21 protein-coding genes and 3 pseudogenes are annotated in these 24,955 nt (G+C 59.5%); 18 read left to right on the top strand and 6 right to left on the bottom strand.

The window, feature by feature from the left end:
- Positions 1 to 103 precede the first annotated feature (103 nt).
- The 3 genes from AC5O5R_RS10830 (at position 104) to AC5O5R_RS10820 (ending at position 5,380) form a co-directional block, all read left to right on the top strand.
- On the top strand, positions 104 to 1,012 hold the full coding sequence (locus tag AC5O5R_RS10830) for a LysR family transcriptional regulator (protein WP_172219150.1): 909 nt from the start codon (positions 104 to 106) through the stop codon (positions 1,010 to 1,012).
- A gap of 302 nt (positions 1,013 to 1,314) precedes the next feature.
- Positions 1,315 to 4,266 carry an autotransporter outer membrane beta-barrel domain-containing protein gene (locus AC5O5R_RS10825; RefSeq protein ID WP_172219170.1) on the top strand — a complete coding sequence of 984 codons (2,952 nt, stop codon included), beginning with the start codon at positions 1,315 to 1,317 and terminating at the stop codon, positions 4,264 to 4,266.
- A 286-nt stretch (positions 4,267 to 4,552) separates the two neighbouring features.
- Positions 4,553 to 5,380, top strand: a complete 828-nt coding sequence (locus AC5O5R_RS10820) for a helix-turn-helix transcriptional regulator (RefSeq protein WP_172219149.1) — start codon at positions 4,553 to 4,555, stop codon at positions 5,378 to 5,380.
- 8 nt (positions 5,381 to 5,388) lie between these two features.
- Here the strand turns inward: AC5O5R_RS10820 and AC5O5R_RS10815 are convergent, their stop codons facing one another.
- Positions 5,389 to 5,688 carry a hypothetical protein gene (locus AC5O5R_RS10815; protein ID WP_172219148.1) on the bottom strand — a complete coding sequence of 100 codons (300 nt, stop codon included), beginning with the start codon at positions 5,686 to 5,688 and terminating at the stop codon, positions 5,389 to 5,391.
- A 277-nt stretch (positions 5,689 to 5,965) separates the two neighbouring features.
- Here AC5O5R_RS10815 and AC5O5R_RS10810 point away from each other — a divergent pair, with 277 nt between their 5' ends.
- Both AC5O5R_RS10810 and AC5O5R_RS10805 read left to right on the top strand, forming a co-directional pair.
- Complete coding sequence (locus AC5O5R_RS10810; RefSeq protein WP_172219147.1) at positions 5,966 to 6,145, top strand: hypothetical protein; 180 nt, start codon at positions 5,966 to 5,968, stop codon at positions 6,143 to 6,145.
- A gap of 180 nt (positions 6,146 to 6,325) precedes the next feature.
- A complete protein-coding gene (locus AC5O5R_RS10805) occupies positions 6,326 to 7,489 on the top strand; it encodes an AAA family ATPase (protein WP_172219145.1) in 1,164 nt (387 codons plus the stop codon).
- 523 nt (positions 7,490 to 8,012) lie between these two features.
- On the opposite strand, the gene AC5O5R_RS10800 is transcribed toward AC5O5R_RS10805, so the two are convergent.
- Entirely contained in the window at positions 8,013 to 8,411 is a 399-nt protein-coding gene (locus AC5O5R_RS10800) for a hypothetical protein (protein WP_172219143.1), read from the bottom strand.
- 303 nt (positions 8,412 to 8,714) lie between these two features.
- Between AC5O5R_RS10800 and AC5O5R_RS10795 the strand changes: the two genes are divergently transcribed.
- Entirely contained in the window at positions 8,715 to 9,797 is a 1,083-nt protein-coding gene (locus AC5O5R_RS10795) for a hypothetical protein (RefSeq protein ID WP_172286278.1), read from the top strand.
- Here AC5O5R_RS10795 and betT read toward each other — a convergent pair.
- Positions 9,790 to 12,012: a choline BCCT transporter BetT gene (gene betT / locus AC5O5R_RS10790; RefSeq protein ID WP_172286277.1), complete on the bottom strand. Its 2,223-nt coding sequence runs from the start codon at positions 12,010 to 12,012 to the stop codon at positions 9,790 to 9,792. The genes AC5O5R_RS10795 and betT overlap by 8 nt on opposite strands.
- A gap of 555 nt (positions 12,013 to 12,567) precedes the next feature.
- On the opposite strand from betT, the gene AC5O5R_RS10785 reads away from it, so the two are divergent.
- From AC5O5R_RS10785 to AC5O5R_RS10775, 3 genes are read left to right on the top strand one after another with little or no spacing between them, the layout of a single operon-like run.
- Complete coding sequence (locus AC5O5R_RS10785) at positions 12,568 to 14,826, top strand: pyocin-S2/colicin E7-DNase domain-containing protein (RefSeq protein WP_494515340.1); 2,259 nt, start codon at positions 12,568 to 12,570, stop codon at positions 14,824 to 14,826.
- On the top strand, positions 14,823 to 15,086 hold the full coding sequence (locus AC5O5R_RS10780) for a bacteriocin immunity protein (RefSeq protein ID WP_494515339.1): 264 nt from the start codon (positions 14,823 to 14,825) through the stop codon (positions 15,084 to 15,086). The genes AC5O5R_RS10785 and AC5O5R_RS10780 overlap by 4 nt, the downstream gene beginning before the upstream one ends.
- The gene (locus tag AC5O5R_RS10775; RefSeq protein WP_494515486.1) at positions 15,083 to 15,265 is read left to right on the top strand and encodes a hypothetical protein; all 183 of its coding nucleotides are present in this window, start codon (positions 15,083 to 15,085) and stop codon (positions 15,263 to 15,265) included. The genes AC5O5R_RS10780 and AC5O5R_RS10775 overlap by 4 nt, the downstream gene beginning before the upstream one ends.
- Positions 15,266 to 15,743: 478 nt before the next feature.
- Here the strand turns inward: AC5O5R_RS10775 and AC5O5R_RS10770 are convergent, their stop codons facing one another.
- Positions 15,744 to 16,241, bottom strand: coding sequence for a hypothetical protein (locus tag AC5O5R_RS10770; protein ID WP_494515338.1), 498 nt, complete (start codon positions 16,239 to 16,241; stop codon positions 15,744 to 15,746).
- Between the two features lie 210 nt (positions 16,242 to 16,451).
- Here AC5O5R_RS10770 and AC5O5R_RS10765 point away from each other — a divergent pair, with 210 nt between their 5' ends.
- The 3 genes from AC5O5R_RS10765 (at position 16,452) to AC5O5R_RS10755 (ending at position 18,410) form a co-directional block, all read left to right on the top strand.
- Complete coding sequence (locus AC5O5R_RS10765; protein WP_494515337.1) at positions 16,452 to 16,610, top strand: hypothetical protein; 159 nt, start codon at positions 16,452 to 16,454, stop codon at positions 16,608 to 16,610.
- Between the two features lie 277 nt (positions 16,611 to 16,887).
- Positions 16,888 to 17,727, top strand: a complete 840-nt coding sequence (locus AC5O5R_RS10760; RefSeq protein ID WP_494515336.1) for a hypothetical protein — start codon at positions 16,888 to 16,890, stop codon at positions 17,725 to 17,727.
- Positions 17,712 to 18,410: a hypothetical protein gene (locus AC5O5R_RS10755; protein WP_172286268.1), complete on the top strand. Its 699-nt coding sequence runs from the start codon at positions 17,712 to 17,714 to the stop codon at positions 18,408 to 18,410. The genes AC5O5R_RS10760 and AC5O5R_RS10755 overlap by 16 nt, the downstream gene beginning before the upstream one ends.
- A gap of 30 nt (positions 18,411 to 18,440) precedes the next feature.
- Here the strand turns inward: AC5O5R_RS10755 and AC5O5R_RS10750 are convergent, their stop codons facing one another.
- Entirely contained in the window at positions 18,441 to 19,157 is a 717-nt protein-coding gene (locus AC5O5R_RS10750) for a hypothetical protein (RefSeq protein ID WP_494515335.1), read from the bottom strand.
- Positions 19,158 to 19,639: 482 nt separating this feature from the next.
- Between AC5O5R_RS10750 and AC5O5R_RS10745 the strand changes: the two genes are divergently transcribed.
- Together AC5O5R_RS10745 and AC5O5R_RS10740 are read left to right on the top strand one after the other, a co-directional pair.
- Positions 19,640 to 19,882, top strand: a complete 243-nt coding sequence (locus AC5O5R_RS10745) for a hypothetical protein (RefSeq protein WP_494515334.1) — start codon at positions 19,640 to 19,642, stop codon at positions 19,880 to 19,882.
- Positions 19,883 to 20,042: 160 nt separating this feature from the next.
- Positions 20,043 to 20,306, top strand: coding sequence for a DUF3077 domain-containing protein (locus AC5O5R_RS10740; RefSeq protein ID WP_494515333.1), 264 nt, complete (start codon positions 20,043 to 20,045; stop codon positions 20,304 to 20,306).
- Between the two features lie 154 nt (positions 20,307 to 20,460).
- Here AC5O5R_RS10740 and AC5O5R_RS10735 read toward each other — a convergent pair.
- Positions 20,461 to 21,158: pseudogene (locus tag AC5O5R_RS10735) on the bottom strand (HNH endonuclease); the annotation flags it as partial.
- Positions 21,159 to 21,266: 108 nt separating this feature from the next.
- On the opposite strand from AC5O5R_RS10735, the gene AC5O5R_RS10730 reads away from it, so the two are divergent.
- The 4 genes and pseudogenes from AC5O5R_RS10730 (at position 21,267) to tnpC (ending at position 24,912) form a co-directional block, all read left to right on the top strand.
- A protein-coding gene (locus AC5O5R_RS10730; RefSeq protein WP_494515250.1) for an IS3 family transposase occupies positions 21,267 to 22,636 on the top strand; the annotation gives its coding sequence in 2 pieces (ribosomal slippage) (positions 21,267 to 21,755 and positions 21,758 to 22,636; 1,368 coding nt in all).
- A 123-nt stretch (positions 22,637 to 22,759) separates the two neighbouring features.
- A pseudogene (locus AC5O5R_RS10725) lies at positions 22,760 to 23,026 on the top strand (transposase); the annotation flags it as partial.
- A 20-nt stretch (positions 23,027 to 23,046) separates the two neighbouring features.
- Positions 23,047 to 23,538 (top strand): IS66 family insertion sequence element accessory protein TnpB, encoded by a 492-nt coding sequence (tnpB, locus tag AC5O5R_RS10720; RefSeq protein WP_494515465.1) that lies wholly within the window; start codon positions 23,047 to 23,049, stop codon positions 23,536 to 23,538.
- Positions 23,420 to 24,912 (top strand): annotated as a pseudogene (tnpC, locus tag AC5O5R_RS10715) (IS66 family transposase). The gene tnpB and the pseudogene tnpC overlap by 119 nt, the downstream one beginning before the upstream one ends.
- The last annotated feature ends 43 nt before the right edge of the window (positions 24,913 to 24,955 follow it).

Raw genomic sequence — 24,955 nt, 5'->3', positions numbered from 1 at the left:
CCCTGCCAGGTGTATGAACGCGATAAGCAAGGTGCGCAGCGAGTATTGCGTTTTGGCACCAATAGGAAAAGAATATAATTCCTAATTTTGAGTATAGGAAAACATGATAGGGTTCTCCTTCCGACAGCTCGAATACTTCGTCGCCGTGGCCGAACATGGCAGCATCAGTGCTGCCGCCAGGGCCCGCCACGTGTCCCAGCCTTCGGTTTCGGTTGCGATTGCCCAGCTGGAAGAGGCGCTGAACGAGCGGCTGTTCCGCCGCCAGGTCAGTCGCGGGCTCGAGCTTACTGCTGCGGGCACGCGGCTACTGGCCCAGGCACGCGAAATCATTGGCATGGCCATCGCCATGAATCAAAAGGCGGAGACCGCTCCGGGCTCACTGCGCGGCAACCTGTCGCTTATCTGTTTTCAGGACTTGGGGCCTTATTACGCGCCGCGGTTGCTATCCGGTTTTCGCAAGCAACACCCCGATGTCGAGGTCACACTGTTCGAGACTGATCTGGCAGGGGTACACCGCCACCTCAGTGCCGGTAAAGCCGAGCTCGCGCTGACTTATGACATAGGCCTTGATCCCTCGCTGCCGCGCCAGGTACTGGCGCAATTGAAACCCTACGCGCTGGTCGCCACTGACCACCGGCTAGCCGGCCTGGCAGCGATACCCCTGCATGAGCTGGCGCAAGAGTGCGTGATCCTCGAGGACATCGCCCAAACCCGCGAGTATTTCCTGTCACTGTTCTGGGCGCACAACCTGCAACCGCGTACCCAGCAATTTACCCAGACGTTCGAGATGCAAAGGGGCCTGGTCGCGCATGGCTACGGGGTTGCCCTGTCATGCACCCGGCCTGCCGGCGACCACTGCTATGACGGCACCCCGCTGTTGTGCCGGCCATTACTGGAAGAGGTATCCCCGCAGAAAGTGGTGCTGGCGCAATCCGCTGCAATGCACCCTTCGCCGGTCGCGGAGGCATTCAGCCGTTGGGTTGCTGGTGAGGTTGCAGGCGGAGCGGTCTGAAGCCGGACTCTTCGCGGGCCGGCCCGCTCCTTGGATGCAGTACCTGCACGGCACGATGTGCGCCGCATCACGTTCCGGAACACGCTAGTACATGCGTACTATTCTCCGCGCGGCGAGCGCTCCCGATACTCCCGGTGTTAATGCGTTGCACCTAAGGAATGCCATTGCCCTCGAGGCTGGCAGCCACTTGCGTGGCATCAAATGGAGTATCTGGAGTCGCCATGAACCCCCTATTCAGACTTTCCCCGCTCACGTTCGCGATCACCCTCGCCATGCTGCCGAACGCCCACGCGGCGGACTACATCCTCGACAGCGGGCAAGACACCTTCAGCAGCGACCGCGCGTATGACGGCACGGTGTCACTGCGCCCCGGCAACGGTGTCCCTGCCAGCCTGACCATCAACAACGGTGCCGAACTCACCAGCAAAGGCGGGCGAATAGGTGGCTCGCTTACCAACAACGAAGCCAGTGCGGCCATGGCCACCGTCACGGTCCAGGGCCCCGGTACCCGCTGGGTGGTGCCGCGGACCGCTGCCGTGCTGGGCAACACCCTCGTTGTTGGCGGCGCCGGCCAGGGCACGCTGAATGTGCTCGACGGCGGGCAAGTGCTGGTGCGCGACCTTCAGCTCAGCGACAACGGCAATGCCGGCAATGCCCTGTCCCGGGCGAACCTGCTGGTCAGCGGTCAAGGCTCGAAGGTGGATGCCGTCAACGTGACCTCAGGCGGGGTGTTTCTCTACGACTCGCGCATTACCCTGAAGGATGGTGGGCAGCTTGCCAGCGAACGCGTGGCCATCAACTCGATCAGCGAGCTGTCCGGCGCCAACACGCGCTGGGACAACACTGGGACCTTCCGTAACCGCAACGACATGAGCCTGAGCAATGGCGCGGTGCTGACCAGCGACTCCATGGAACTGGGCTCTGCCAACATCGGCCGCAACACCGTGGTCAGCGTATCCGGCGCAGGCACGCGCCTGGCCACGCGCACGCTGACCGTGGGTACCACGACCTACAGCACCAACCTGGTGCTGTCCGATGGCGCCGAGCTGAGCAGCACCGAGGGCATCGACATCAGCGAGCTGACCAGTATCAACTCGGCTGCACGCGGCACCCTCAGCATCGGTGGCGGGGTTGTCAGGGATGACAGCCGCACCGATATCGACGCCATCACCGCCGGCGCCGCGCAGGCCGCCGGGCGCCTGGACCCGCAAACGGCGATCCGCTTTGGCGCCGGCAGCGGAGCGCTGGCGTTCAACCACACCGACAGCGACCTGCAGGTCAGCAACAGCATCAGTGGCGCAGGGCGTGTCTACGCCTTCAGCGGCAATACCACCCTCAGCGGCGACCTCAGCGGCATGTCCGGCAGCACCGTGGTGCGCGGCGGGCGCCTGGTGCTGGCCGGCGATGTTGACCAGAGCAACCCACGCGGCACCTCGTTGCTGAGCGTCGGCAACGGCACCCTGGTGGTCAACGGCACCGTCGGCCACACCGACGCCGCCGGCAACTACAGCAACCGCGCTCAGGTACTGGACGGCGGCGTGCTGGCCGGTAGCGGTCAGGTCGGTACAACCCAGGTTGCCTCGGGCGGTACCCTCTCTCCGGGTGAGGGCGCGCTGGGGACCTTGTCGATCAAGGGCGACCTGGACATGGCGGCCGGCTCGCGGTACGCCGCAGACATCGCCGGCGATGGCGGCTCGGACCACGTCAATGTCAGCGGCACCGCGACCCTGCGTGGCACGCGGGTGGATGTGACCACGCTGAATGATGCGCAAAGCTACCAGACCGGGCAAACCTACACCTTGCTGGCCGCCCAGGGCGGCGTAGTCGACGGTGCCGCCGCCGGCACCGCGTATGCCCAGGCATTCACCCAATCCGCGTTCCTCGACGTCAGCCTGCAGCGCACGGCCAATGAACTGAACCTGACCATCGCGCAGAAGACCACCACGCCGGAACCGCCTGTAGAGCCGCCTGTAGAGCCGCCTGTGCAACCGCCGGTCGAGCCGCCTGTGCAACCACCGGTGCAGCCTCCGGTAGAGCCGCCTGTGCAGCCTCCGGTGCAGCCGCCTGTCGAGCCACCGGTGCAGCCACCCGTCCAGCCGCCAGAAACGGGCGGGCCAGGCACACCGGGGATCTTCCAGACCGTGGCGCTCACCGAGAACCAGTGGAACACTGCGGGCGCACTCAGCGTTCTGCAGCAGAGCGGCGACCCGCTGCGGCTGTACAACAACCTGCTGGTGCTGGATGCCGACAGCGCGCGCAATGCCATCGATCAGCTCTCCGGCGACTACCACAGCAGCACCGGGACCGCGTTGATCGCCAACAGCCAGGTGGTCTCCGGCGTGCTGGGCACTCGTCTGCGCAGCCTGTTCGACAGCACCACGGTGCGCATGCCGCTGGGTGCATCGAGCCTGATGCCAACCACCCCTGAAGCGCAGGGCGGGGCCTGGGCGCAAACCTTCGGCAACTGGTCGCGGCTGGACGGCAATAACGGCGCCAGCGGCCTGCATCAGCGCACCGGCGGTGTGCTGATGGGCGCCGACGGCAGCTTCAACCCCGACTGGCGCGCCGGCGTCTACGGTGGCTACAGCCGCACCAAGTTCGATGCCGACGACCGCGATGCCAAAGGCCACAGTGACAACTACCACCTGGGCCTGTACACCGGTGCCCAACTCGATGCCCTGCGCCTGAGTGCAGACGTCGGCTACACCTGGCACAAGCTGGACAGCAAACGCAACGTGGCCTTTGCCGGCTTCACCGACCACCTCAAGGGCAAGCGCGACGCCAACACGCTGCAGGCCAGTGGCGAAGCAGCTTATCGCATCGGCCTGGGTGCGGTGGCGCTGGAGCCGTTCGTGGGCGTTTCCTACGTGAAATACGACGCCGACAGCTTCCGTGAAAAAGGCGGTGCAGCGGCCCTGGATGTGTCCAGCGAACAGCAGGACACCTGGTTCTCGACCGTGGGCATGCGCGCTTCGACACACACCCGCGTGGCCAACCACGACACCCAGTTCTACGGCTCGCTGGGCTGGCGCCGCGCGTACGGTGACCTGGACCCTGGCAGCACCCAGGCCTTTGCCGGCGGCCCGGACTTCGCGGTACAGGGGATCGCCCAGACGCGCAACGTGGCCATGACCGAAGTGGGCGCGAAGGTGCAACTGAACCGCCAGACGGATGTGGGGCTGTCGTATCAGGGCCAGTTCGGTTCGGACGCCCGCATGCACTCGGTGAATGCGGGGATCACGGTTCGCTTCTGAGCCACGGGGCTGCTGCGCAGCCCCGCTTCATCTGGCTGCCTGGCTGACAAATTGGTTATCCTGCTCAACAGCCCCCGCCAGGCTAATGCCAGTCAGTCAAGGCTAAAGGGGCTGCTGCGCAGCCCATCGAGTCCACGCCATGCGCCGTAATTGTGGGAGCCTGGCTTGTCGTGGCGACGAACCGCGGCGATGGGCCGCAAAGCGGCCCCGATTGCTTGACTGACTGGCCTTCACCCGCCGGGCCGCGTACAACAATAAATCATGCCTTGTCCCCACGGAGCTCAGCATGGAATTCTGGCCATTACGCCCATCCACCAGCGACTTCCGCCTGAGCGTCGAGCAAACCGCCAGCCTGCTCTCGCGCACAAGTGAAAGCCACGGCAAGCTACTGGCCGCCGACATGCTGAAATTGCTCGGCGCTCAGGTGCCCCTGGCACAATGCACCCTCTTCGCCTACAGCCCCAACCGCAGCCCGCAGATCATTTCCTTTGCCGACCGCGCCCGCATGCTCGAGCTGCCCAGAATCTCCAGCAACTACGCCGAACGCTTCTACAGCATGGACGGCAACCAGCAGGCGATGACTGCACGCCCTACCCCCTCGAGCGCCGAGCGCATCATGGTGCAACGCCAGGGCATCGAGGACATCGCCCACCGCGACTACCGACGCATCTGCTACGAGCTGCCGCAAATATCCGAGCGCGTCGCGCTGCTAAGCCACTGCGATGGCAACCGCTGGCTGTCGATAAATTTCTACCGCGGCCGAGAACACGGCCGCTTCTCAGCCAACGAGATCAATGTCATCGAAACAGCCGCCCCGCTGATCGTCCAAATCTCCCGCCTGCACTACCGCGCCTATCTTGAAGCCAATGAAATGCCAGCGCTGCTCAGTGAGCGCGTCATCAGCCTGTACCCGGAACTGACCCGGCGTGACCATGAGCTGCTGCAGCTGATGCTGGCCGGCTGCGACGTGCAAGCCATCAGTACGAGCATGGGCATACAGCAGTCGAGTGCGGCCACCTACATCAAGCGGCTGTATCGCAAGCTGGGGATTGCCGGCCAGCGGGAGTTGCTGGCCCTGGCGACCCAACGCAAGTGGTCGAGCCCGGTTCATTGACGGCCCCTCTACTCCAGGGCCGCCATGGGATCAGCGGCAAAGAAACCTTCATCGGCAAGCCGACGCGCCCTGGCAACACCCCAGGCTAACGCCCGGGCCATCGACTCGTTTGGCCGCGAGGCAAACGCCTCTTCGTGTAATGCCATGCCGGAACGCGCATACACCCCCAGGAACATCTGCGTGCTACCGGTGCGCGAAAGCCTCACCTGCACGTCGATCCGGCTGCCGTCGCCCAGCGTTTCTTCATGGGAGCGGTGGTGAAGCGTAGGATCGACCCATGCCCAGTAAACGTTACCCCTCATTCGCATATAGCCCTCCAGCGACCAACATTGGCAGTGTCCAAAGGCGCGCGGGGAATCCTACTTTCGAATTAGCCCCATCCAACTGGATCGACCACTGGAGATGGCAAATTGCTTCATTTTTTTCATCTCTATAAACACCGCTTCACGGGCACATCAGTGAAGTGCTATCACCGCGCCCTGTACCACCACTCACGCGGAAACAGATTTGCTATGATCGCTGCTCTTCTTCGCTGGGTGAGCTGCCCGTTCACCCAAGCCATGTACACCCTGCTGGAAGCCCCCGATGAACAAATTGATCCTGCCTGTCGCCATCTTCTTCAGCGTCCTGATCAGCGGAAAGATCGCCGAGCATTACGGCCTGGAAGGCAACTGGAAGATCGGCCTGCTGTGCCTGGTGGCCGCTGCCGTGCAGATCGCGGTCAGCCGTTTCCAGCGTGCACAGCGGCAAAAAGCATCGCGATGATCACGGTCTGGGGACTTTTCTTTCACCTAATTTTCACGAGGCCCCAGGGACAATCGCACCATCCCTACGTGATAGACCTTGGCCCGCTTCGGCGGGCTTTCTTTTGCCTGCGATTTCGCTTCCATCCAGGTGTCGAGGCCAGCCACAATTGCCCATCAGCTCCAAGCTCGGACGCACGGCATGCTCACCACCCTCGCCATCGGCAACTACCGCTCCATCAACCATCTCGTCCTGCCCCTCGGCCAGCTCAATCTGGTAACGGGCGCCAACGGCAGCGGCAAATCCAACCTCTACAAAGCCCTGCGCCTGCTGGCCGAAACCGCCCAGGGCGGGGTAATCGAAGCTCTCGCGCGCGAAGGTGGCCTGGACTCCACCTGGTGGGCCGGCCCGCAAACCAGTGCGCGCATGAAGCGCGGCGAAGTGCCCATCCAGGGCCAGCACCCAAGCGAAGCCAAACGCCTGCGCCTGGGCTTCGCCACCGAAGATTTCGGCTTTGCCATCTCCCTCGGCCTGCCGATCCCCGTGCCCTACCCAACCGCCTTCATGCTCGACCCCGAGATCAAGTGCGAAGCCATCTGGGGCGCCGGCGCCTATCGCCCCGCCTCGCTGCTGGTCGAACGCAAGAACGCCATGGTGCGCGCCCGCGAGGGCAACAGCTGGACCGTGCTCGACCAGCATGCCGACAGCGGCGAAAGCTTTTTCAACATTGTCGGCCGCCCCCGCCAGGCGCCAGAGATTGGCGACCTGCGCGCGTTCATCAACAGCTGGCGGTTCTACGACCACTTCCGCATCGACCGCGACGCGCCTTGCCGCCAGCCACAGCTAGGGACCCGCTCGCCGGTGCTGCATCACGATGGGCGCAACCTGGCTTCGGCGTTGCAGACCATTATCGAGATTGGCGAGGTTGAAGACCTTACAGCGGCCCTGGAGGACGCGTTCCCCGGTAGCCGGCTTGAGATTGATGCGCCGCCGGGAGGGTTGTTCAGCGTGCGGCTGCATCAGCATGGGCTTTTGCGACCGCTGGGCGGGGCTGAATTGTCCGATGGGACCCTGCGTTACCTGCTGTTGATGGCGGCGCTGCTTACCCCACGGCCACCGTCGCTGGTGGTGCTGAACGAACCGGAAACCAGCCTGCATGCCGACCTGCTGCCGGCCCTGGCGCGGCTGATCATTCGCGCTTCGCAACGCAGCCAGGTGTGGGTGGTCTCGCACAGCAAGCCGCTGATCGACGCGCTGACGGCGTGCGACGGGTGCAATGTGCTGGAGCTTGAGAAGCATCACGGGCAGACCCAGTTGCGTGGGGTCGGGTTGCTGGATGAGCCGCTTTGGCGATGGGTTGATTGAGTTGGGCCGATGGCAGCCTATCGGGGAATGCCAGTCAGTTAACCAATGGGGCCGCTTTGCGGCCCATCGCCGGCAAGCCAGGCTCCCACAAGTACGGCGCATGGCTTGAATTCGATGTGGCGAGAATGCCTGTCAGTCAAGCAATGGGCCGCTTAGCGGTCCATTGTCGGCAAGCCTGGATCCCACAAGTACGGCGCATGGCTTGAATTCGATGTGGCGAGAATGCCTGTCAGTCAAGCAATGGGCCGCTTAGCGGTCCATTGTCGGCAAGCCTGGATCCCACAAGTACGGCGCATGGCTTGAATTCGATGCGGTCTGGGTGGGAGCTGGCTTGCCGGCGATGGGCTGCGCAGCAGCCCCATCAGCCTTGACTGACTGGCTTTAGCCTATAGGGCCTTTGCTTCGCTGCATGGCACCGGCTTCATCGGTGTTCGCGGGGAACCCACACATGCGCTGTACCCGCACGACTCGGCGCTGGCAAAATGCGCCTTTCAAGAATAGCCCCAGCCATGGATTGCAAATGTCAGGAACAAGTGGTTTCACCGCCAACGATATCGCCCAGGCGATGAAGGCCAAGGCACAGGACGCCTTCGGCGAAAAGGTCACCGCGCCAGTCAATGTGCAAAATGTGCAGCAGCACCGGGCCGAGCTCACCTATACCGTCACCGCCAACTACGCGTTCGAGTACCAGAGCCGCTACGTCAGCCAGGCAACCGGCCCGCTGTATGACCAGGCCGATATGCGCGCGGTACTCAGCCATCGACAGCAACAGCTGCTGGCCGCACCAGGTTTTCTGCGGGACCAGACTCAGGCGCAGCTGAAAAGTAATGTCAGCCGCTACCGAGAGCCTGGAAAGTTTCGCATCCTCACTGACCAGAATGTTTACTGCGGCATCGAAGACTGCCAGGGGTGCGCCGGACATGGCACAACCCAATGCTCCAGATGCAGGGGCAGCGCCCTCGAACCGTGCGATCGATGCTACCGCTCATTACGCCTGCCTTGTAACGTTTGCAACGGCAACCGCAGGCCCGGCATGCCTTGCAACAGGTGCAATGATTCGGGAACGATCCCCTGCCACATCTGCCACAGCTCAGGGAACATCACCTGCAGGTCGTGCCGAGCGGGCAAGGTCACCTGCGCCACGTGCAAAGGCGCTTGCCAACTGATCTGCGAATACCATCTGGACGTCTTCGCAGACACCTCCGTGAACTTCCAATGGGGTGCGATGAGTGCAGACTGGTTGCTGCCAGCCCTGCGGGAAGTGATGAACACCCCGCACCGCCACCAGGTATTTGCCGTGGATCGCTACCAGACCACCGCCGACCAGCCAAACGTGTTTACCGCCAGCGGTCACGCGGTCGCGGCACAGGCGCAAGTGACCTATCAACAGGCAAGCGGCACCTGCCGGTTCATCGGCCCCAACCTGCACACCGTGTTCCTTGATGGCGTGCTCAGCGGCGGCTTCAAGAAAGCCGTCGACGGTGTGCAGCAATACACCAACATCTGGCAGGTCAACCAGGCATCGAACAGCAAGATCGCGCGCTTGCTGATAAAGGAAATGGAGCGCGAGACCGACGTCGAGAAAACCTCACCCGTGCGTAACGGCATCATCAGCGCGGCCGACGCGACTGCTTTCATGGATGCCCGTAATCGCTCGCTTTACCACATCATCTCCACCAGCCTGAAGTTCCGCTTGAGCGCCGTGCTGGGGCTGGCGTTCTCGTTAAGCGCAGTGATGACCGTGCTGTATGGGGCAATGAGCTTGCTGCACCGCAACACACCCAGTGCCATGGCCGGGAACGAGGGTTACATCGGGCTGTTTGCGCTGGCGCACAACCCCGACTCGGTAGTGGCGGCGTTCATGTTGCCGCTGCAATCGCTGATTAACAGCGTGGCACAACGCGGGGATTACTGGCCGCTGGCCTGCTGGGGGCTGGTTGCCCTGGTCTTCAACCGAATGGTCCTGCCCCTGCTGGCACCCAAGGTCTGGCGCTGGACCGAGGGCCATCTGCTACGCGCCATTGTGCTGGCCGTGCCCGGCATCCTGCTGCTGAATCTGTTCATGGCCCTGCATCCGTCAGGCTATGTAGTGCTCAGGTTTACCGAACTGATGCCTGACATTCGCCTGACCGGTGCCCTGGGCAGGACGACGCAATGGTTGATCACCTATGTGCCACAGATCTTTGCCTTGTCGCTGGTTGTTGCGCTGCTCAGGTACAAGGCCGCGGGGATGCATTGGGGGCGGCGCCAACTCAGGATGCTGCTGCAGAAACGCGATGTGGCCGGGTATCTGTCGCTGATCAAGTGACACCGGGCGGTGTAATGACCGATGCCGTATCCGTCTGGGCAGACAGGGTCAGGAACGCAAGGTGCGTTTCATACCGTTCCAGCACGTCGTCGATGATCTGCTGCCTGGTCAAACCCATCAGGTCATAGCCACCCGAGCCGGTCTGGGTGTAAACCTCCAGGCGGTAGTACACGTCGGTCTCCCGCGACATGCGGCCGCCGAACATCGGCACCGGTGCCTCTACCATGGCAACGTGGTAGAGGAAGTCGCGGAACGTGTCCATCGGCAGCCGCAGTATCGGCTCTTCGATGCCGTAGGCATTGCTGATGTTTTCACGCTCGACCTGGTAGTCCTGGTTACCGAATTCGGCGGCGACTTCATCCAGTGCAGGCCGGACAGTGCGCTGCAGAAACTGGCTGACCTGGCGCTGCGACGGAAACGCACGCATCTGCTCCAGCCGCTGCTTCCATGAACGCTCTGGCACGTGGCCACCGATCGGGGCCATCGATGGCCGTCGCAGCACCTGCCCTTCGCGCTCGGCACGTTCCATGCGCAACACCTTGTAGAACGAGGCCATGACCAGGTAGGCAATGACCGTGACCGGCAAGGCGAAGATCAGGGTGGCGTATTCCATGGTGGTCACCCCTCCCGCAATCAGCATCGCCACGGTGAGTACCGCAGTCATGATCGCCCAGAAGATGCGCAGCCAGCTCGGCCCGTCATGCGAAGGGTCCGGGATCGACGTAGAAAAGTTCGACATCACCATCGCGCCCGAGTTGGCGCTGGTCAGGTAGAACAGCAGCCCGGACAGCGTCGCCAGGCCGATCAGGAACATCGCGCCAGGGAACATGCCGAGCAGCGCGTACCAGCCTCGCTCCGGGCTTTGCATTGCCAGTTCGGCGAATTCGGTGTTGCCCTGCATCACTTGAAACAACGCGGAATTACCAAACAGCGAGACGATGATGAAGTCACACAGCACCGGCGCTGTGATGGCAGCGATAACGAATTCGCGCAGGGTGCGGCCACGGGAGATACGGGCCAGGAATACCCCCACGAACGGCCCCCAAGCCAGCCAGAACGCCCAGAAGAACAATGTCCATGAGCCCATCCAGTCGGTGGTGCCAGGCTGGTAAGCAAAGGTTTGCAAGGTGCGTGCGGGGAATGTGACGATGAAGCGGCCGATGTTTTCCACCAGCGCATTCAATAGAAACGCCGTCTGCCCGCTGAACAGGATGTAGAGCATCATCGCCACCGCGCTCCACAGATTCAGCTCGGCGATCCAGCGGATACCCCGGTCGACACCGGAGGTGGTCGCGGCGATGGTCAGCAGCACCGCACCGCCGACCAATGCGATCTGCAGCCCAAGCCCCTCTGGCAGGCCGAAGATGAGCGAGAAGCCGACGTTCAGCAACACCACGCCGATGCCCATCGAGGTGGCGACACCGAACACCGTGCCGATCAACGCAATGATGCTGATACCATCCCCAAGCGGGCCCCGCACGCGCTTGCCCAGCAAGGGATACAGCGCCGCTCGAATCGACAGCGGCATGCCCCAGCGGTAAGCAAAATAGCCCATGGCCATGCCCAGCAATGCATACATCGCCCAGCCAGCGATGCCGTAGTGGAACATTGTCCAGACCACGGCATCCTGCATGGCCGCCGGCGTGCCGCCTTGGCCAGCGGGCGGTGTGAGGTACTGCACGACCGGCCCGGTGACCGAGTAGAAGAGCATGTCGATACCCACGCCTGCCGCGAACAACATGGCGACCCAGGTCACCAGCTTGTATTGCGGCCGCGAGTGATCAGGCCCGATGCGCACGTCACCTTCCTTGGAAAACGCCACCCACAGCACAAAGGCGATCACCAGCGTCATGGTCAGCACGTAATACCAGCCGAGGTTGATCGCGATCCAGTCCACAATCAGCTTCATGGTCGTGCGCGCTTCAGCGGGGCTGAGTATCGTGCAAATCGAGAACGCCAGAATCACCACTGACGAAATGATCACTACCGACCAGTTGATATGCGACTGGTAGTCTTCGATGAGCTCTTGCGGGCCTTTGCTGAGGTCACTTCGCGACACGGGCGCATCGTCTTCATGACGCTCATGGCGGCGGTCCAGACCACCGAAGCGCTTGCGCTCCAGGGCGGCGCGTAGCGGTTCATTTTCAGCGTTCGGCATCGGGCCATTGGGCTGTATTGTGTTCGGCTGATCCTCGTCAGACGGTTTGACAGGCATGGTCTACTCCTACTTCGATGTGGCTTGAAGCACACGGGGAACGGGTGAGCGCTCGCTGATTGGAAACGCTGCGGGATCAGATGTCGGCAGCCGTACGCATGGACGGGCAAACACCTGGGGGATTACACGGGGAGAATGGCGGTGCGGCGAAAAAATCACCTCGCCGAGGGACCTACCATAACATTTTCTGCAGGGATGGCTTTGATCGGGGGCGTTAACTCACTGATTTCACGTTGAACTTGGTCTGATGGGCACGCAGCAGCCTTGCTCGAAATCTGAAAGCCTGCACAATCTTTGTGGGAGCGGGCACGCCCGCGAACACCGGCACAGCCGGGTCCATCAATCGCTTCGCCCGCTTCGAACCCTAAACCGCCGCTGCAGCATCCCCTCCAACACAGGCGCTGGCCTGAGATCCGATTTCATTCAAACTTGAAATGCTGATCAGACACCGTCTGGTCGCTCACCGAAGCTTCCTACCGATTGACAGGCTGCAGCTGACATACTGCAAATTCGATGTACGTAAAGCTAGCCCATGTAGCCACCAGGAGAACCTACATGGCACGCGACAATACGTATTATCTCAATGAGGCGCTGTACATCAGTGCGCAAGCACCAACAGGTATTGAACTGAGTTTTATTGGTGGCGGTGGGGGTGGGCCGGGCGCAGGTGGCTGGGGGCTAAGCGATGGTTATCCACGTGGCACCAGTCCAACCAAAAACGACATTGCTCGGGTCATTTCCACGCGCCGGGTGCTGACAGAAGAATTTCAGATCATCGAAAAGGACTATTCAGATAAGTACGCTGCTGAAACAAGCCAGCTTCCTGAAACCATAAATGCACTGAAAGCTCAGATCAAAGCCGAGGCAAGCAGTACAAACGGCGCCGTATCCACACTCGTAACAGAGCAACAGATACTGTCGTTACGCATCAGCCAGATTCGTGATGGCTATTTGCAAATTTTACCGGAAGCCAATAACTACTTTGGCGTACCCGCATTCTACAAGCGCGGCGACTCAATGATGAGCCGGTTTCTGGACCCGGGATTCTTCGCAGCGACAACGGGCCAGGAATTGGGGGTGGAATGGGCCACAAGACTGCAGAAATCCTGGGAGGGTTCGTACCGTTTACACCTGGAAGCTCAGAAGCACCAAGCATTGGCGGACGTACTTCATGCACTGGCAAGCCAAGTAGACCAGGAAGAGCTCAGCCTTCCTGCGGATTTGCCGCAAATGATTGCGCGCAGAACGGCGCAGATTCAAACAGAGCGGCAAATACATTTCGATTGTTTACCCAACGTGCTTCAGCATGAGCTGGGTCAAACCGTCATTGACGACGCGCTCACGCTTGTTCAAACCTTCAGCGCCTACTTGGCAACCGCTGCGGCCTTGCTACAGGCCAAGCAATCGCAAATACCGCAGTATCATGATCGAAATCCACGCATCAACAGCCCCCTGTCGAAACCGCAACTTGAAGGGCTTTTGCATCTTGTAGATGAGCAACGCTTGCGCCGGGCCGGCCCCCGCTGGCAGGAATATCACCGGGCACTGGCGCTAACCGAATCGATCAGATTTCTGGGTGTATATGCAGGTGCCACGCAGAATCTGATGCAGCGCGCGACTGAAGTGGAAAACCTCCTGAGTCAACTCGCTGCTCAGGAAGAAGCTGCACGCCAACAAGCCGAAGCCGAGCGCTTGGCTGCGGAAGCCGAACGGCAAAGGCAAGAAGCCCAGCGACGCAGCATCTCTTATATCAATGGCGTGCGTTTAGCGGGATCAACGCCAGCCGTAATCCCCATTGGTGCTAGCACTTTTGCGGTGGCCGAAGCAGCTTACTCAGCCTTGGGAGAAGCGATCGGGGCCGCAATAGCCCGCCTTGTTGCTACGGCTATCCCCTCGCTTACAGTCGGCACGCTTGCGATGGCGTGGCCGTCAGCGCTGGGCAACAGTGAACGCCACTACCTCATCAGCACACCCCTAGGTAGCCTCAGCCCTGCCGGTGGACCTGACCTTGCTGCCTTGGCGGCATCCTCGACCAGCATCGACCTGCTCTACCTTCTGGCGGGGGTTGAGAACGAAAACGAGCTGGATCTCTATGTGGTGCCGGGCGGCAAGCCAGTGGCGGTACGCGCAGCAACGTTCGACAGTGAACGGCAGGTGTACAGTCTGACACTGGATAATCCGCAGCGAATTTTGACCTGGACCCCCGTTAGCGCGCCGGGCGGTGAAGAGGGAAGCTCCACCAGCCTGCCGCAAGTCCCGCTAGGTGCCGTCGTGTACACCGGCAGCAGCCTGAACCCTGTCATCATCGAGCAGGAGGGCTATCCCGCGCTTGACCTGCTGGACCAGGAACGGCTGATCATCACCTTCCCCATAGACTCTGGATTACCGCCTATTCTGGTGGTGTTCAGGAGCCCGAGATATGAGCCGGGCACTGCCATGGGCTCAGGGGCGCAAATCGATGGTATCTGGCTTGGAGACATAACCAGGGAGACCGGAGCAAAAATCCCGACGCAAATTGCAAATGCGCTGAGGGGAAGAGAGTTTCGAGATTTCGATGCGTTCAGAACCGCATTCTGGAAGGCGATATCCGATACCCCAGAGCTTTCTAGCCAGTTCAATGATGCAAACCAAAGTCTTATCGCCAACGGGCGCGCGCCCAGAGCACGCGACAAAGATCACCACAAAGGTCACGCAACCTTCATGCTCCACCACGTGATTCCAATTTCCGAGAACGGAGCTGTCTACGACGTAGACAACTTAAGGGTAGTTACGCCAGCGGCGCATCACGACATTCACTATGGGGCCTCCGAATGACTCAAAAAGCCACGATCTCCGAATATACAGAACCTGACTTCTTGAACCTTATCAAAGCAATAATCAACCCACCAGACAATATGAGCGATCAAGAACTTGATGCACAAATCATGGCATTCAAGGTTTTGAGCGAACACCCCAACGGCTCAGACCTGATTTATTGGCCTGAAGCAGACGGCCTTGACACGCCTGAAGAAATTCTACGCATAATCAAAGAGTGGCGTGCAGCCAACGGCAAGTCGGGATTCAAACCAGAATGAATCCGGCACCCGCCCCACAGATACGCCGCGAGCGCGTTTACGCCGAAATGAATCAGGTTGTACCCTGGAGTGGACTGCTGGGCTTGATCGAGCCGTTCTACCCCAAGGGCTACAGCGCTGGTTTTGAGCAGGGCATCACTGAAATCGGTTGCAGTGAACAGCCTTATTCGCAGACGTGACCTTGGGGCCGCTGCGCAGCCCATCGCCGGCAAGCCAGGCTCCCACACCTAACGCGGCGGGCTTACGGGCAGAGTTCCCTGCGCGACAGCGCAGCCCGAAAGAGCTGGGTCACAAGGTGCAACGCAGCCCCGCCGCATTCAATGTGGGAGCGGGTTCACCCGCGAAGCAGCCACCGCGGAGCATGGCACCGGCTGCCCCGGTGTTCGCGGCTAAGACCGATCTCATGGACCAATCGTATCTCCATGATTTGACGCGGTCACTGTGGGAGCCCGGCTTGCCGGCGATGGGCTGAGAAGCAGCCCCAATGCAGGCGACACCATTCTGGCGGATTGTGACTGAATTGAGACCTTGGGGCCGCTGCGCAGCCCATCGCCGGCAAGCCAGGCTCCCACACCTGATGCGGCGGGCTTGCGGGCAGAGTTCCCTGCGCGACAGCGCAGCCCGGAGGGCTGGGAGACGGGCTGTAGCTGCAGTTGATCAGTTAACCGGAACAAGACGCTCGCGCTGAGCAGCAGTCAAATCGTCGATTACGCCAACTTTCAGGGGCTGCTCGCCAATGTCAGCCAACGGCTTGCCCATATCTGCAGAGGCGAATTCCGGCAGTTTGTACATGGCGCCGGTGAGAGGATCGACGATCAGCAGGCCGATGATTCCCCCGACCAGGATGTTGCCCCAGTACCAACCGCTGAGGCTCGAATCCAGTTCCACGGTCTTGTCCGGATAGCCTTCTTTCTTGAACCGCAGCGCATAGGTCTGCCCCGAGAAATAGCCTTTGCCCGACTTCAGGGTAACGGTACTTGGGGTATTGCCCGTGTGTACGACGGTGCCGTTCTTGTCGGTGATTTCAAATGACGCCCCCATCGGCGCACTGGATACCGCGACCGGGTATCGCGACTCTCCAACGATGCTCGCGCAACCCTGAGTACCCAGCATTGCTACGACTACTGCTGCCCCAATCAACTTCCGAACCATCATCAGGAGTGCTCCACTGCGCCATCATTGGCAAGGCCGGTCATCGGCCGGGCGCAACTATATCCAAAGTGATATCACTTTGATACTAGTGATGAAGCCATGCACGCGACGCCTTACGCGGAACCGGGCTTGCTATGATCCGCGCTCATTTCTGCCGAGTACGCTGCGCTTTACCTATGCCCATGCAGCCTGCTGAAAGCCCCGATAAACAAAATGATTCTGCCTTTCACCATCTTCTTCACCGTCCTGATCGTCGGAACGATAGGCGATTATTTGGGGCTGCAGGGCGGCTGGCAGATCGGGCTGCTTTGCCTGGTGGCAGCCGCCGTGCAGATCGCAGTCAGCTGGTTTCAACGTTCACAGCGGCAGTGAACTGACGAGATTTGCCCGAGCCCAACATGGCTTGAAGCGCGTTTACCCGAATTTGCGATCAGCATGATCACATGCCGTGAATCGCCCGAATGAGAAGGCCAACTCCCCCTTCATCGCCGCTCACCTCTCAGGCGCCCGCCAATGAACCGCCCTACCCTCAACCGCTGATGCGCTGCCGGGCGCGCGATGCGTGACATCAATTTGACACTACCCCACCAATTTGCAAACCTTCCGTACCACAGAATCCCCGCATTGATGCGGCCTTGGAAAGCAAGCGATGGAAAGCAAACATCAGCAATTGACGGAAGCGTTCCGCCAAGCATTATCAGACCTCCCGCTGCATTGGCTGGACCGCAGCCGCGATCAAGAAGCGGATTTCAAGCACCTTTCAGGCTTGTTCCTGCCTGGTACCTCACCGGAATTCGAGCAGGCCACGAACCGCATCATGGTCGTGGGCCGCGAAACGCGCCGCTTTGCAGACCTGGACGAGTACATCCAGCGCGCCATGGCAAAACAGCAAAGCCATTTTGCAAAGTATCTACACTGCAAAACCGACCGCGGAGCCAGCTTCTTCAACTTTCTCCGCGAAATACGCCAGGCTGATCAAACCCTGGGTATCGCCTGGGCCAACCTCTTCAGCTTCGCATGGCAGCGAGGCTCCCCCATGCGTTGGCGGTATTTCACGCAGCTCATGCAGGTATCCAAGCGCCTGCTCGAGGCGCAAATCGACATTCTTCGCCCTGACATCATCGTGTTTGCCAACGGCGCGAGCAGTGCCCGCATAAGGCAGCAGTTCTTTCCGCACAAGGGTGAGCACAGTGTTTGCAGCAAGCTTGGTGATTACCGTATGCACGGCATACCGGTTAACCAACTGTGGCGCTTCCGCCTGCATGACTCGGTGCAGTGCTACCGCATACAGCACCCGAGCAGCGTCAGTGCCAAATCACGTGCAGCACGCCGCTTCCTGATCGACCAGATCCTCCTGCGCAATCTGCCGGACCTACAAACCGTCGCGGCCAACAGCACGGTTGATGGCGAACCCTACCGTAAAGCCACGCCGAACGGCGCCCCTACAACCGATCGACTAACCCCAGGCAACCCATGGTCAACTCAGTAGTATCGATATCCGAACAGGCATTCTTCAGCATCGTCACCTCGGCGCTGGAAGCCTACAAGGTCGAGCACCAACTCGAAAACGGTGATTTCTCAGCGCGGGTGGAAACGTTCGGCCACCTGTGGGGTTACGCTCAAACCACCATTGGCGGACAAACCCTGTATCGCGTGGTTTGGGCAGACACGTGCACCGCTGTCACCCGAGACAAAGGGTCGATTTCCTACGGTGCTGCCCCGCAGGAAATCAAACAAAGCTTCATCGATACGTTCTTCCCCGAGGTCACGTTCCTCGGCGATTACCACAGCCATCCGTATAGCTATCAGGATGATGAGATCAAGACCGAACTGGAGCTGGAGCGAGGGGGCTACTATCGTTTCTCCGATGCCGACTTCCGCGCGGTGAAACAGCAACAGGATAGCGGCCTGGATTATCGCGTCGGGCTGGTAGCCACCGTTTTCGAGCGCGACGAAAAGATCAAGCGAGCGCTGAAGATCCTGGATGAAGAGAGCGCCCTGCGGTTTCAGGTCGGTTCCGTGACGATCTGGCTCAAAGCCTACGTGTGGACGGAGGACGAAAACCTCAAATTCCGCCGCAAGGCAGACCGCATGGTGCGCCTGGTATGCCCAAGCTTGAACGTGTTTGCAGGCATGCGGGACGGGTGGGCTGGCCTTCCGCAGCAAAACTAGAAAAGCACTTACCCCCTTCAAACCTTGGTATCAGGGCCGCATCAGCGGCTCGATACCGATCCATTTCTTCACCGGGTGATAACACAACCGCAGCGGCGGAATCGCCACCTCGCGCCCCTGCACCTGCAGGCTACCCAGGTGAATGGTCCACTTGGCGTCGGCGTTCAGCTTGTCCGTCTGGAAGATCACATACGCCGAGCCATAGCGCTTGTTGTTGGTGAGTTTGGGAATCATCCGGTGCACTTCATCGCTGTTGATGTCGTACGGCGATGGCCTGGCAGCCCGCTCGGTCACAGTCGGATAGTCGTAGATATCGTTGAGGCCCACGTACACCTCGGGCCGCGCATTCAGGCGCGAGCCGTCTTCGAAGGTAATGTAGGCCTGGCGGCTGTCGTACAGCACCGGGATCGGCGGCTGGCCCCTTTTGGAGTCGGTCGACGGGCGCTGGCGGTCCTTGTTGTAGGCGATCATCTGCACGAAGAATTCCGGCCGCGGGTACTGCTCGCCCGGGTACTGCACGTGCAGGCCTTGCTCGTAGCGCTTTTCGCCCCATAGGGCGGCGTGATCGTAGAGGTAGGTTTCCAGGTAGAGAGTGGTTTGGCCCTGCGGGCCTGGGACTTTGAACTGGAATTCGGATTGGCAGAGGTCCGCGTAGGCGGCGCGTTCGCGTTTCCAGGGGAGGCACGCCGTGAGTGAGGCTGTGGCCAGCAACAGCAGGAGGGAGGTGGTGCGTTTGAGGTTGGTCATGACCTGCCTTGGTCTGGGTGCGTGAGGGACAGTTTCGGGGGCTGGGGGGCGTAAGTCCATGGTGACCGTTTGACATCATCGGGACATGACTGGATACAGGGATGAGTGGGTGGTTCGCTTTTTGAGAGGTTTGAAGCGGTAGCCCAGTAGCGAACGCAGCAGAATTCGATGGCAAACGCCGGGAAAGAATCAGAAAAAAGAACTTCCTTGTAGGGCATTTCCCAAAGATACTCCCTGCGCCTGATTTTCGTTGCACACGCAAATCGTGGGACCTAGTCTCGATCCGTCGCTGCCAATTCAGCGACCGACCTTGACGGGCCGCTGATTGTTGTTCGTGTGCATACGCTTATGGCGGCTGTACGTACGGGCACATTGTGTGCGCCGAGTGCCAACAATCTCGGTCCGTCAACCTACGTACAGCTGCCACCCTTCCTGCTTGACGGCTAATCGGTGTGCAGCTCAACCATTGTTGGAGCGTGAGCATGCTGAAGATAGTCCCTGATCCACCTCACAAAACTCTCTGCCTTGAAGACACCTTGATCCAGGCATCGGAATACGCACTGTGCGCGGCGACCGTTGTGCATCAGGCCATATTGCTGCAGCCCAAGTCGCCTGTGTCGATTCTGATGATGACCTCGATGCATGAACTGGAGACGCTGCGCGCTTTGCTTGAGTCCGCGCTGGTGCAGCTTCAGGCGCCCACCGAGCCCAGGACTTCGCACTGAGGCCTTATTGATTGTGTCGCCTGGGCATGGCCCATTACCGGCAAGCCAGGCCCCGACAGTGAACTGACCTATGTCACAGGCTTGGGCGCTTGTGAGCAGCTGTGGGGATTGCTGACGATAAGGCCAGCTCAGGCGTTAGAGATTTCGGGGAGATTGAATAATGTCTACAGAAGAAACCAAATTCACCGTCGGCAAAACCACGTTCTACCAAGGTGCAAACCAAACCCATCCCCTCTTCCGCATAGCAGCCGGCATTCCTTGCCAAAGTGCCCGTGAACAGGCCTCGGAGCTGATTGGCTATGCACGGGATATGACCTTGGACGGTTTGATGGACGATAAACCGCAGCTGATCTGGGCATCTCACTACCTCTGCGCCATGGCGAAAGCGCTTATGGATGATGCCGAGCTGGGAATGATGCGCTGACTCACCAATTGCACCACGGATGTCTTCGAGACCAAAAATCAGATCCAGGTCTCGGAGGCGATCCGGCTGTATGGCCTAGCCAGAAAAGCAGACTGCAAGAGATTTGCAAAGTCTGACTTAGGGCTGTCGGCTCAGTCGTTTTCCGCTTTCGTTTCTACACCGAATCGTTGACCCATCGCCCTCGTAGCATACCTTTCAACTCCTCAACGCTCAGAGTCATGTCTCGCTTGCGGTGCACCACTGCATGACAGTTGGCGCACAACGTCACCAGATCTGTCTCAGGGTTTACGGTCTGCTCCCCACCATATTCCGAAATCGGCAATACGTGGTGAACGTGGATGAAGCCTTCGCATGCTCACCGTAAGCATGTTCGAAATCAAATCCACAGGCCTTGCAGTCAAGCCCGTGGAAGGCAATGGCCTTTATCCTGAGGTCTTTCCGGCGCTCGTAGCGGGTGCCGAAGTAGCTTGTCTTGCTACCCTCACTGAACGACTCGAAGATGTAAGCATCTTCTTCCGTGTTCGACACGACCGCTTCATCCTGCAAAGGCGAAAATTTCGCATAGCTCAAGATGGCATCGTAATCGGCTTGGGAGACGGGCCGAACCCCGTCACGCCAGTAATTTTTCGCGCGAGTAGCGGGAATAGTCTCCAGGTACACCCCGTCGTTTTTGGAAAGGACAGCGTTTTCAAACGGCGTAAAGCTCTCGATGAACGCGTACAGATCACCCTTATCACTCTTTGAGTCCGGGTAGACCTTGCCGATGCGCGCCTTGCCAAAATAATGCGGCGCGTCGCTTAGGCGCGCGGACGTGAAGGCTTTGTCCTTGATACGGCCTTTGTAGTAAATCACCGTAAGCGTCCGGCGAACTCACCTTCCGAACTCCAGCTTTACGGGCGATGGTGTCCGCGTATTTTTGATCTGACCCCCAGACCTTGGACATCATCACAGGGGGAAGGCATGGAAAAATACACAGAGCTGGTGAAGCTCTCAGCGGTGAAAGACTACTGCTCGGGTAGCGCAGGCCACAGAGAGGTCGCGCACCGACATGGAGTTGATGTCTCGTCCCTTCGAAAGTGGATCGCGGCGTACCAGGCGCTTGGTGAGGTGGGGCTGAAACGCAAGAAAAAGAAACACTACAGCCCCGAGTTCAAGCTAAGCGTATTGCAGCGCATGCGTGATGAAGAGCTGTCTTATCGTCAAACGGCCGCACTATTTGACATTCGAAAATTCGACATCATTGGCCAGTGGGAACGTCGCTATGATGAGGGCGGTTTAGATGCATTATCCCGGCATCCAGGAAGTGGACTTCATAGCAAAATGGCGAAAATCCCCCAGCCTTCTCAGCTCGCCTCTACGGACGACGAAGATCGCACCCGCGATGATTTGCTGGTCGAAGTGCAGCAGCTGCGGATGGAAATAGATTATTTAAAAAAGCTAGAAGCCTTGGTTCAAGTAAAGGAACGATCTGCGCAGCCGAAAAAGCGCAAATCGTGATGGAGCTGAGGCAGAAATATCATCTAGACGGCCTTCTGAAACTGGCATGCCTCGCCCGCAGCACATTTTATTATCAACAAAAGGTGCGACAAGCGGGTGATAAGTACGCGATGCTAAAAAGCTGTATTCGCTCGATTTTCGAAGAGCACAAGGGGCGGTACGGGTATCGCCGTATCACTGCTGCCGTTAGGCGGGGCGGCCACCTGGTGAACCACAAGACTGTCCAGCGCCTCATGGGCGAGCTTGAATTGAAAAGCTGTGTGCGCATCAAAAAATACCGCGCTTACAGAGGAGAGGAAGGTCAGATAGCGCCCAACCTACTGAAGAGGAAATTCGTGGCAAAACGGCCAAATCAGAAATGGGTAACTGATGTGACAGAGTTTCGAGTTGGCCAGCACAAGCTTTACCTCTCGCCGATACTCGACCTCTACAACGGCGAAATAATCGCCTTCAAGACTGCCAGGCGACCACTTTTCGACATGGTCGGCACAATGCTGCGGCAGGCTTTTGAGCGACTAAAGCCTCGTGATAAGCCGATCCTACATTCAGACCAGGGATGGCAATACCGCATGCCAATCTACCGACGTGTACTGAACGAGCATGCGGTGAAGCAAAGCATGTCTCGCAAAGGCAATTGCTATGACAATGCGGCGATGGAAAGTTTTTTTGGCACCTTGAAATCTGAGTTCTTCTATCTGAACAAATTCAATAACCTAGAAGAGCTTGAAGCCGGGATAGCAAGCTACATACACTACTACAATAATTCGAGAATCAGGCTAAAGCTGAGTGGCCTGAGCCCTGTGGAATACAGGACTCAAGCCCGGCGGGCATAGAAGGCGTCCAACATTTCGGGGTCAGATCATTTTTAAGCGGACGCGATCGCCCTTATCGCCAGGATTCACATGCGCCAACGAAGCTCTTATCCGAAACCGTTCAAAGCCTAGGTCGTTCAGGAATGCCTGCAACCTGGCGCAACGGTGTCCAGTGTCGCCATCAGCCACGGCATCAATGCCAACGTCATCCGCAAATGGATGCCGCTGTATCGAGAGCAGCCCGCAGCAACTTCACTACCGGCATTCGTCCCGCTAAAAGCCGCACCTAAACGGCCAGCCGAAGCGTCAGTGATCATCGAGTTGCCCATGGCCGGCCAAGTGATAACAGTGAAATGGCCTACCTCAGACCCCGAGGGCTGCACGCAATTTATCCGGACTGTCGCTCGATGACCCGCATCGATGCAATCTAGCTGGCCACCAAGCCGATGGACATGCGCGCCGGTACCGAAACGGCATTGGCCCAAGTGATCGCGGTGTTCGGTGCAGCGAAGCCGCACTGCGCTTATCTGTTCGCCAATCGCCAGGCTAACCAGATGAAAGTGCTGGTACACGATGGCGTGGGTGTCTGGCTTGCCGCGCGGCGCCTGAATCAAGGCAGGTTTCACTGGCCCGGCATTCGCCATGGCTGTGAGGTCGAACTCGACAGCGAGCAACTCCACGCGTTGGTGCTGGGCCTGCCGTGGCAGCGGGTCGGCTCAGGCGGCGTGATCTGCATGCTGTACGCCGGCCATTTGGCCGGTCTGCTTGTCGTCGTTTCGTGCCTGCTCTGGCACAATCGGCGGCATGACTTTCTCGCCCAACCTCGACCAGATGACGCCGGAACAGCTTCGTGCCTTGGCGGCACAGGCGTTGCAGTTGCAGTCCCAAGTCGAGGCGATGAGCAGAAAGATCCAGAACGATGAAATCCTCACCGAACAGTTCCAGTTCGAAATCGCCCTGCTCAAACGCCACAAGTTTGCCAAGCGCAGCGAGCAAATCAGCCCGGCACAAGGCAGCTTGCTGGATGACCTGCTCGATACAGACCTTGAAGCTATCGAGGCAGAACTAAAACAGCTTCTTCCCGCTTCGTCACAGGCCGAGCCACGGCAATCACCCAAACGTGCACCATTGCCGCCGCAGTTTCCGCGTACCGTGATTCGTCACAAATCCGAAAACACTCAGTGCGCCTGTGGCTGCCAGCTTTAGCGCATTGGCGAAGATGTCAGCGAGAAACTGGATTACACGCCGGGCGTGTTTACCGTCGAGCAACATGTACGTGGCAAACGGGCCTGCCGTCAGTGCGAAACCCTGATTCAGGCGCCGGTTCCGGCCCAGGTCATCGACAAAGGTATTCCAACCGCAGGCTTGCTCGCCCACGTCATGGTGGCCAAGTTTGCCGATCACTTGCCGCTGCACCGGCAGGAGAAGATCTTTGGCCGCGCCGGACTGGCAATTGCTCGCTCGACCTTGGCCCAGTGGGTTGGACAAACCGGGGTGCGGCTTCAGCCGCTGGTCGATGCGCTGCGTGAAGCGGTGCTGAAGCAGGGCGTGATTCACGCTGACGAAACACCGGTGCAAATGCTTGCGCCGGGCGAGAAGAAAACCCACTGGGCCTACAGCTGCACGCCGTTTTCGGCACTGAAAGCAGTTGTGTATGACTTCAGCCCCAGTCGTGCCGGCGAACATGTGCGTAACTTCCTGGGCGACTGGAGCGGCAAGTTGGTCTGCGACGACTTCACTGGCTACAAAGCTGGTTTTGAGCAAGGCATCACTGAAATCGGCTGCATGGCCTACACTCGTTGCAAATATTTCGATCTGCATGTCGCGAACAAAAGTCAGCTAGTCGAACAGGCGTTGCACTCGATCAGCGGCTTGTACGAGATCGAACGCCAGGCACGGGACATGAGTGATGAACATCGCTGGAGAATCCGTCAGGAAATGGCGGTACCAATCAGCAAAACACTGCATGAGTGGATGTTGGCTCAGCGCGACCTGGTGCCCAACGGATCAGCTACGGCCAAGGCCCTCGACTACAGCCTGAAACGCTGGGTAGCGCTGACGCGCTACCTAGACGATGGAGCTGTGCCTATCGAAAACAATCAGGTCGAGAACCAGATACGGCCATGGCACTTGGGCGCTCGAACTGGCTGTTTGCCGGGTCGCTACGCAGCGGTAAACGGGCGGCTGCAATCATGAGCCTTATCCAATCGGCGCGCATCAATGGGCATGATCCGTATGCCTATCTCAAAGATGTCCTGATGCGACTGCCGACACAGCGAGCGAGTGAAGTCGGGTAACTGCTGCCGCATCAGTGGGTGCCGGCCTGACTTACGCAAGGTG

The sequence above is a fragment of the Pseudomonas sp. 8_5_2 genome, assembly GCF_059295255.1.
The sequence above is the reverse complement of the archived record's forward strand: the minus strand, read 5'-3'. Positions and strand labels throughout refer to the sequence as shown.

Excerpts from the sequence above, each read along its gene's own strand:
- AC5O5R_RS10830 (WP_172219150.1), top strand. The coding sequence starts at position 104 with ATGATAGGGTTCTCCTTCCGACAGCTCGAATACTTCGTCGCCGTGGCC.
- AC5O5R_RS10820 (WP_172219149.1), top strand. The coding sequence starts at position 4,553 with ATGGAATTCTGGCCATTACGCCCATCCACCAGCGACTTCCGCCTGAGC.
- AC5O5R_RS10815 (WP_172219148.1), bottom strand. The coding sequence starts at position 5,688 with ATGCGAATGAGGGGTAACGTTTACTGGGCATGGGTCGATCCTACGCTT.
- AC5O5R_RS10810 (WP_172219147.1), top strand. The coding sequence starts at position 5,966 with ATGAACAAATTGATCCTGCCTGTCGCCATCTTCTTCAGCGTCCTGATC.
- AC5O5R_RS10805 (WP_172219145.1), top strand. The coding sequence starts at position 6,326 with ATGCTCACCACCCTCGCCATCGGCAACTACCGCTCCATCAACCATCTC.
- AC5O5R_RS10800 (WP_172219143.1), bottom strand. The coding sequence starts at position 8,411 with ATGTCCGGCGCACCCCTGGCAGTCTTCGATGCCGCAGTAAACATTCTG.
- AC5O5R_RS10795 (WP_172286278.1), top strand. The coding sequence starts at position 8,715 with ATGAGTGCAGACTGGTTGCTGCCAGCCCTGCGGGAAGTGATGAACACC.
- betT (WP_172286277.1), bottom strand. The coding sequence starts at position 12,012 with ATGCCTGTCAAACCGTCTGACGAGGATCAGCCGAACACAATACAGCCC.
- AC5O5R_RS10785 (WP_494515340.1), top strand. The coding sequence starts at position 12,568 with ATGGCACGCGACAATACGTATTATCTCAATGAGGCGCTGTACATCAGT.
- AC5O5R_RS10780 (WP_494515339.1), top strand. The coding sequence starts at position 14,823 with ATGACTCAAAAAGCCACGATCTCCGAATATACAGAACCTGACTTCTTG.
- AC5O5R_RS10775 (WP_494515486.1), top strand. The coding sequence starts at position 15,083 with ATGAATCCGGCACCCGCCCCACAGATACGCCGCGAGCGCGTTTACGCC.
- AC5O5R_RS10770 (WP_494515338.1), bottom strand. The coding sequence starts at position 16,241 with ATGATGGTTCGGAAGTTGATTGGGGCAGCAGTAGTCGTAGCAATGCTG.
- AC5O5R_RS10765 (WP_494515337.1), top strand. The coding sequence starts at position 16,452 with ATGATTCTGCCTTTCACCATCTTCTTCACCGTCCTGATCGTCGGAACG.
- AC5O5R_RS10760 (WP_494515336.1), top strand. The coding sequence starts at position 16,888 with ATGGAAAGCAAACATCAGCAATTGACGGAAGCGTTCCGCCAAGCATTA.
- AC5O5R_RS10755 (WP_172286268.1), top strand. The coding sequence starts at position 17,712 with ATGGTCAACTCAGTAGTATCGATATCCGAACAGGCATTCTTCAGCATC.
- AC5O5R_RS10750 (WP_494515335.1), bottom strand. The coding sequence starts at position 19,157 with ATGACCAACCTCAAACGCACCACCTCCCTCCTGCTGTTGCTGGCCACA.
- AC5O5R_RS10745 (WP_494515334.1), top strand. The coding sequence starts at position 19,640 with ATGCTGAAGATAGTCCCTGATCCACCTCACAAAACTCTCTGCCTTGAA.
- AC5O5R_RS10740 (WP_494515333.1), top strand. The coding sequence starts at position 20,043 with ATGTCTACAGAAGAAACCAAATTCACCGTCGGCAAAACCACGTTCTAC.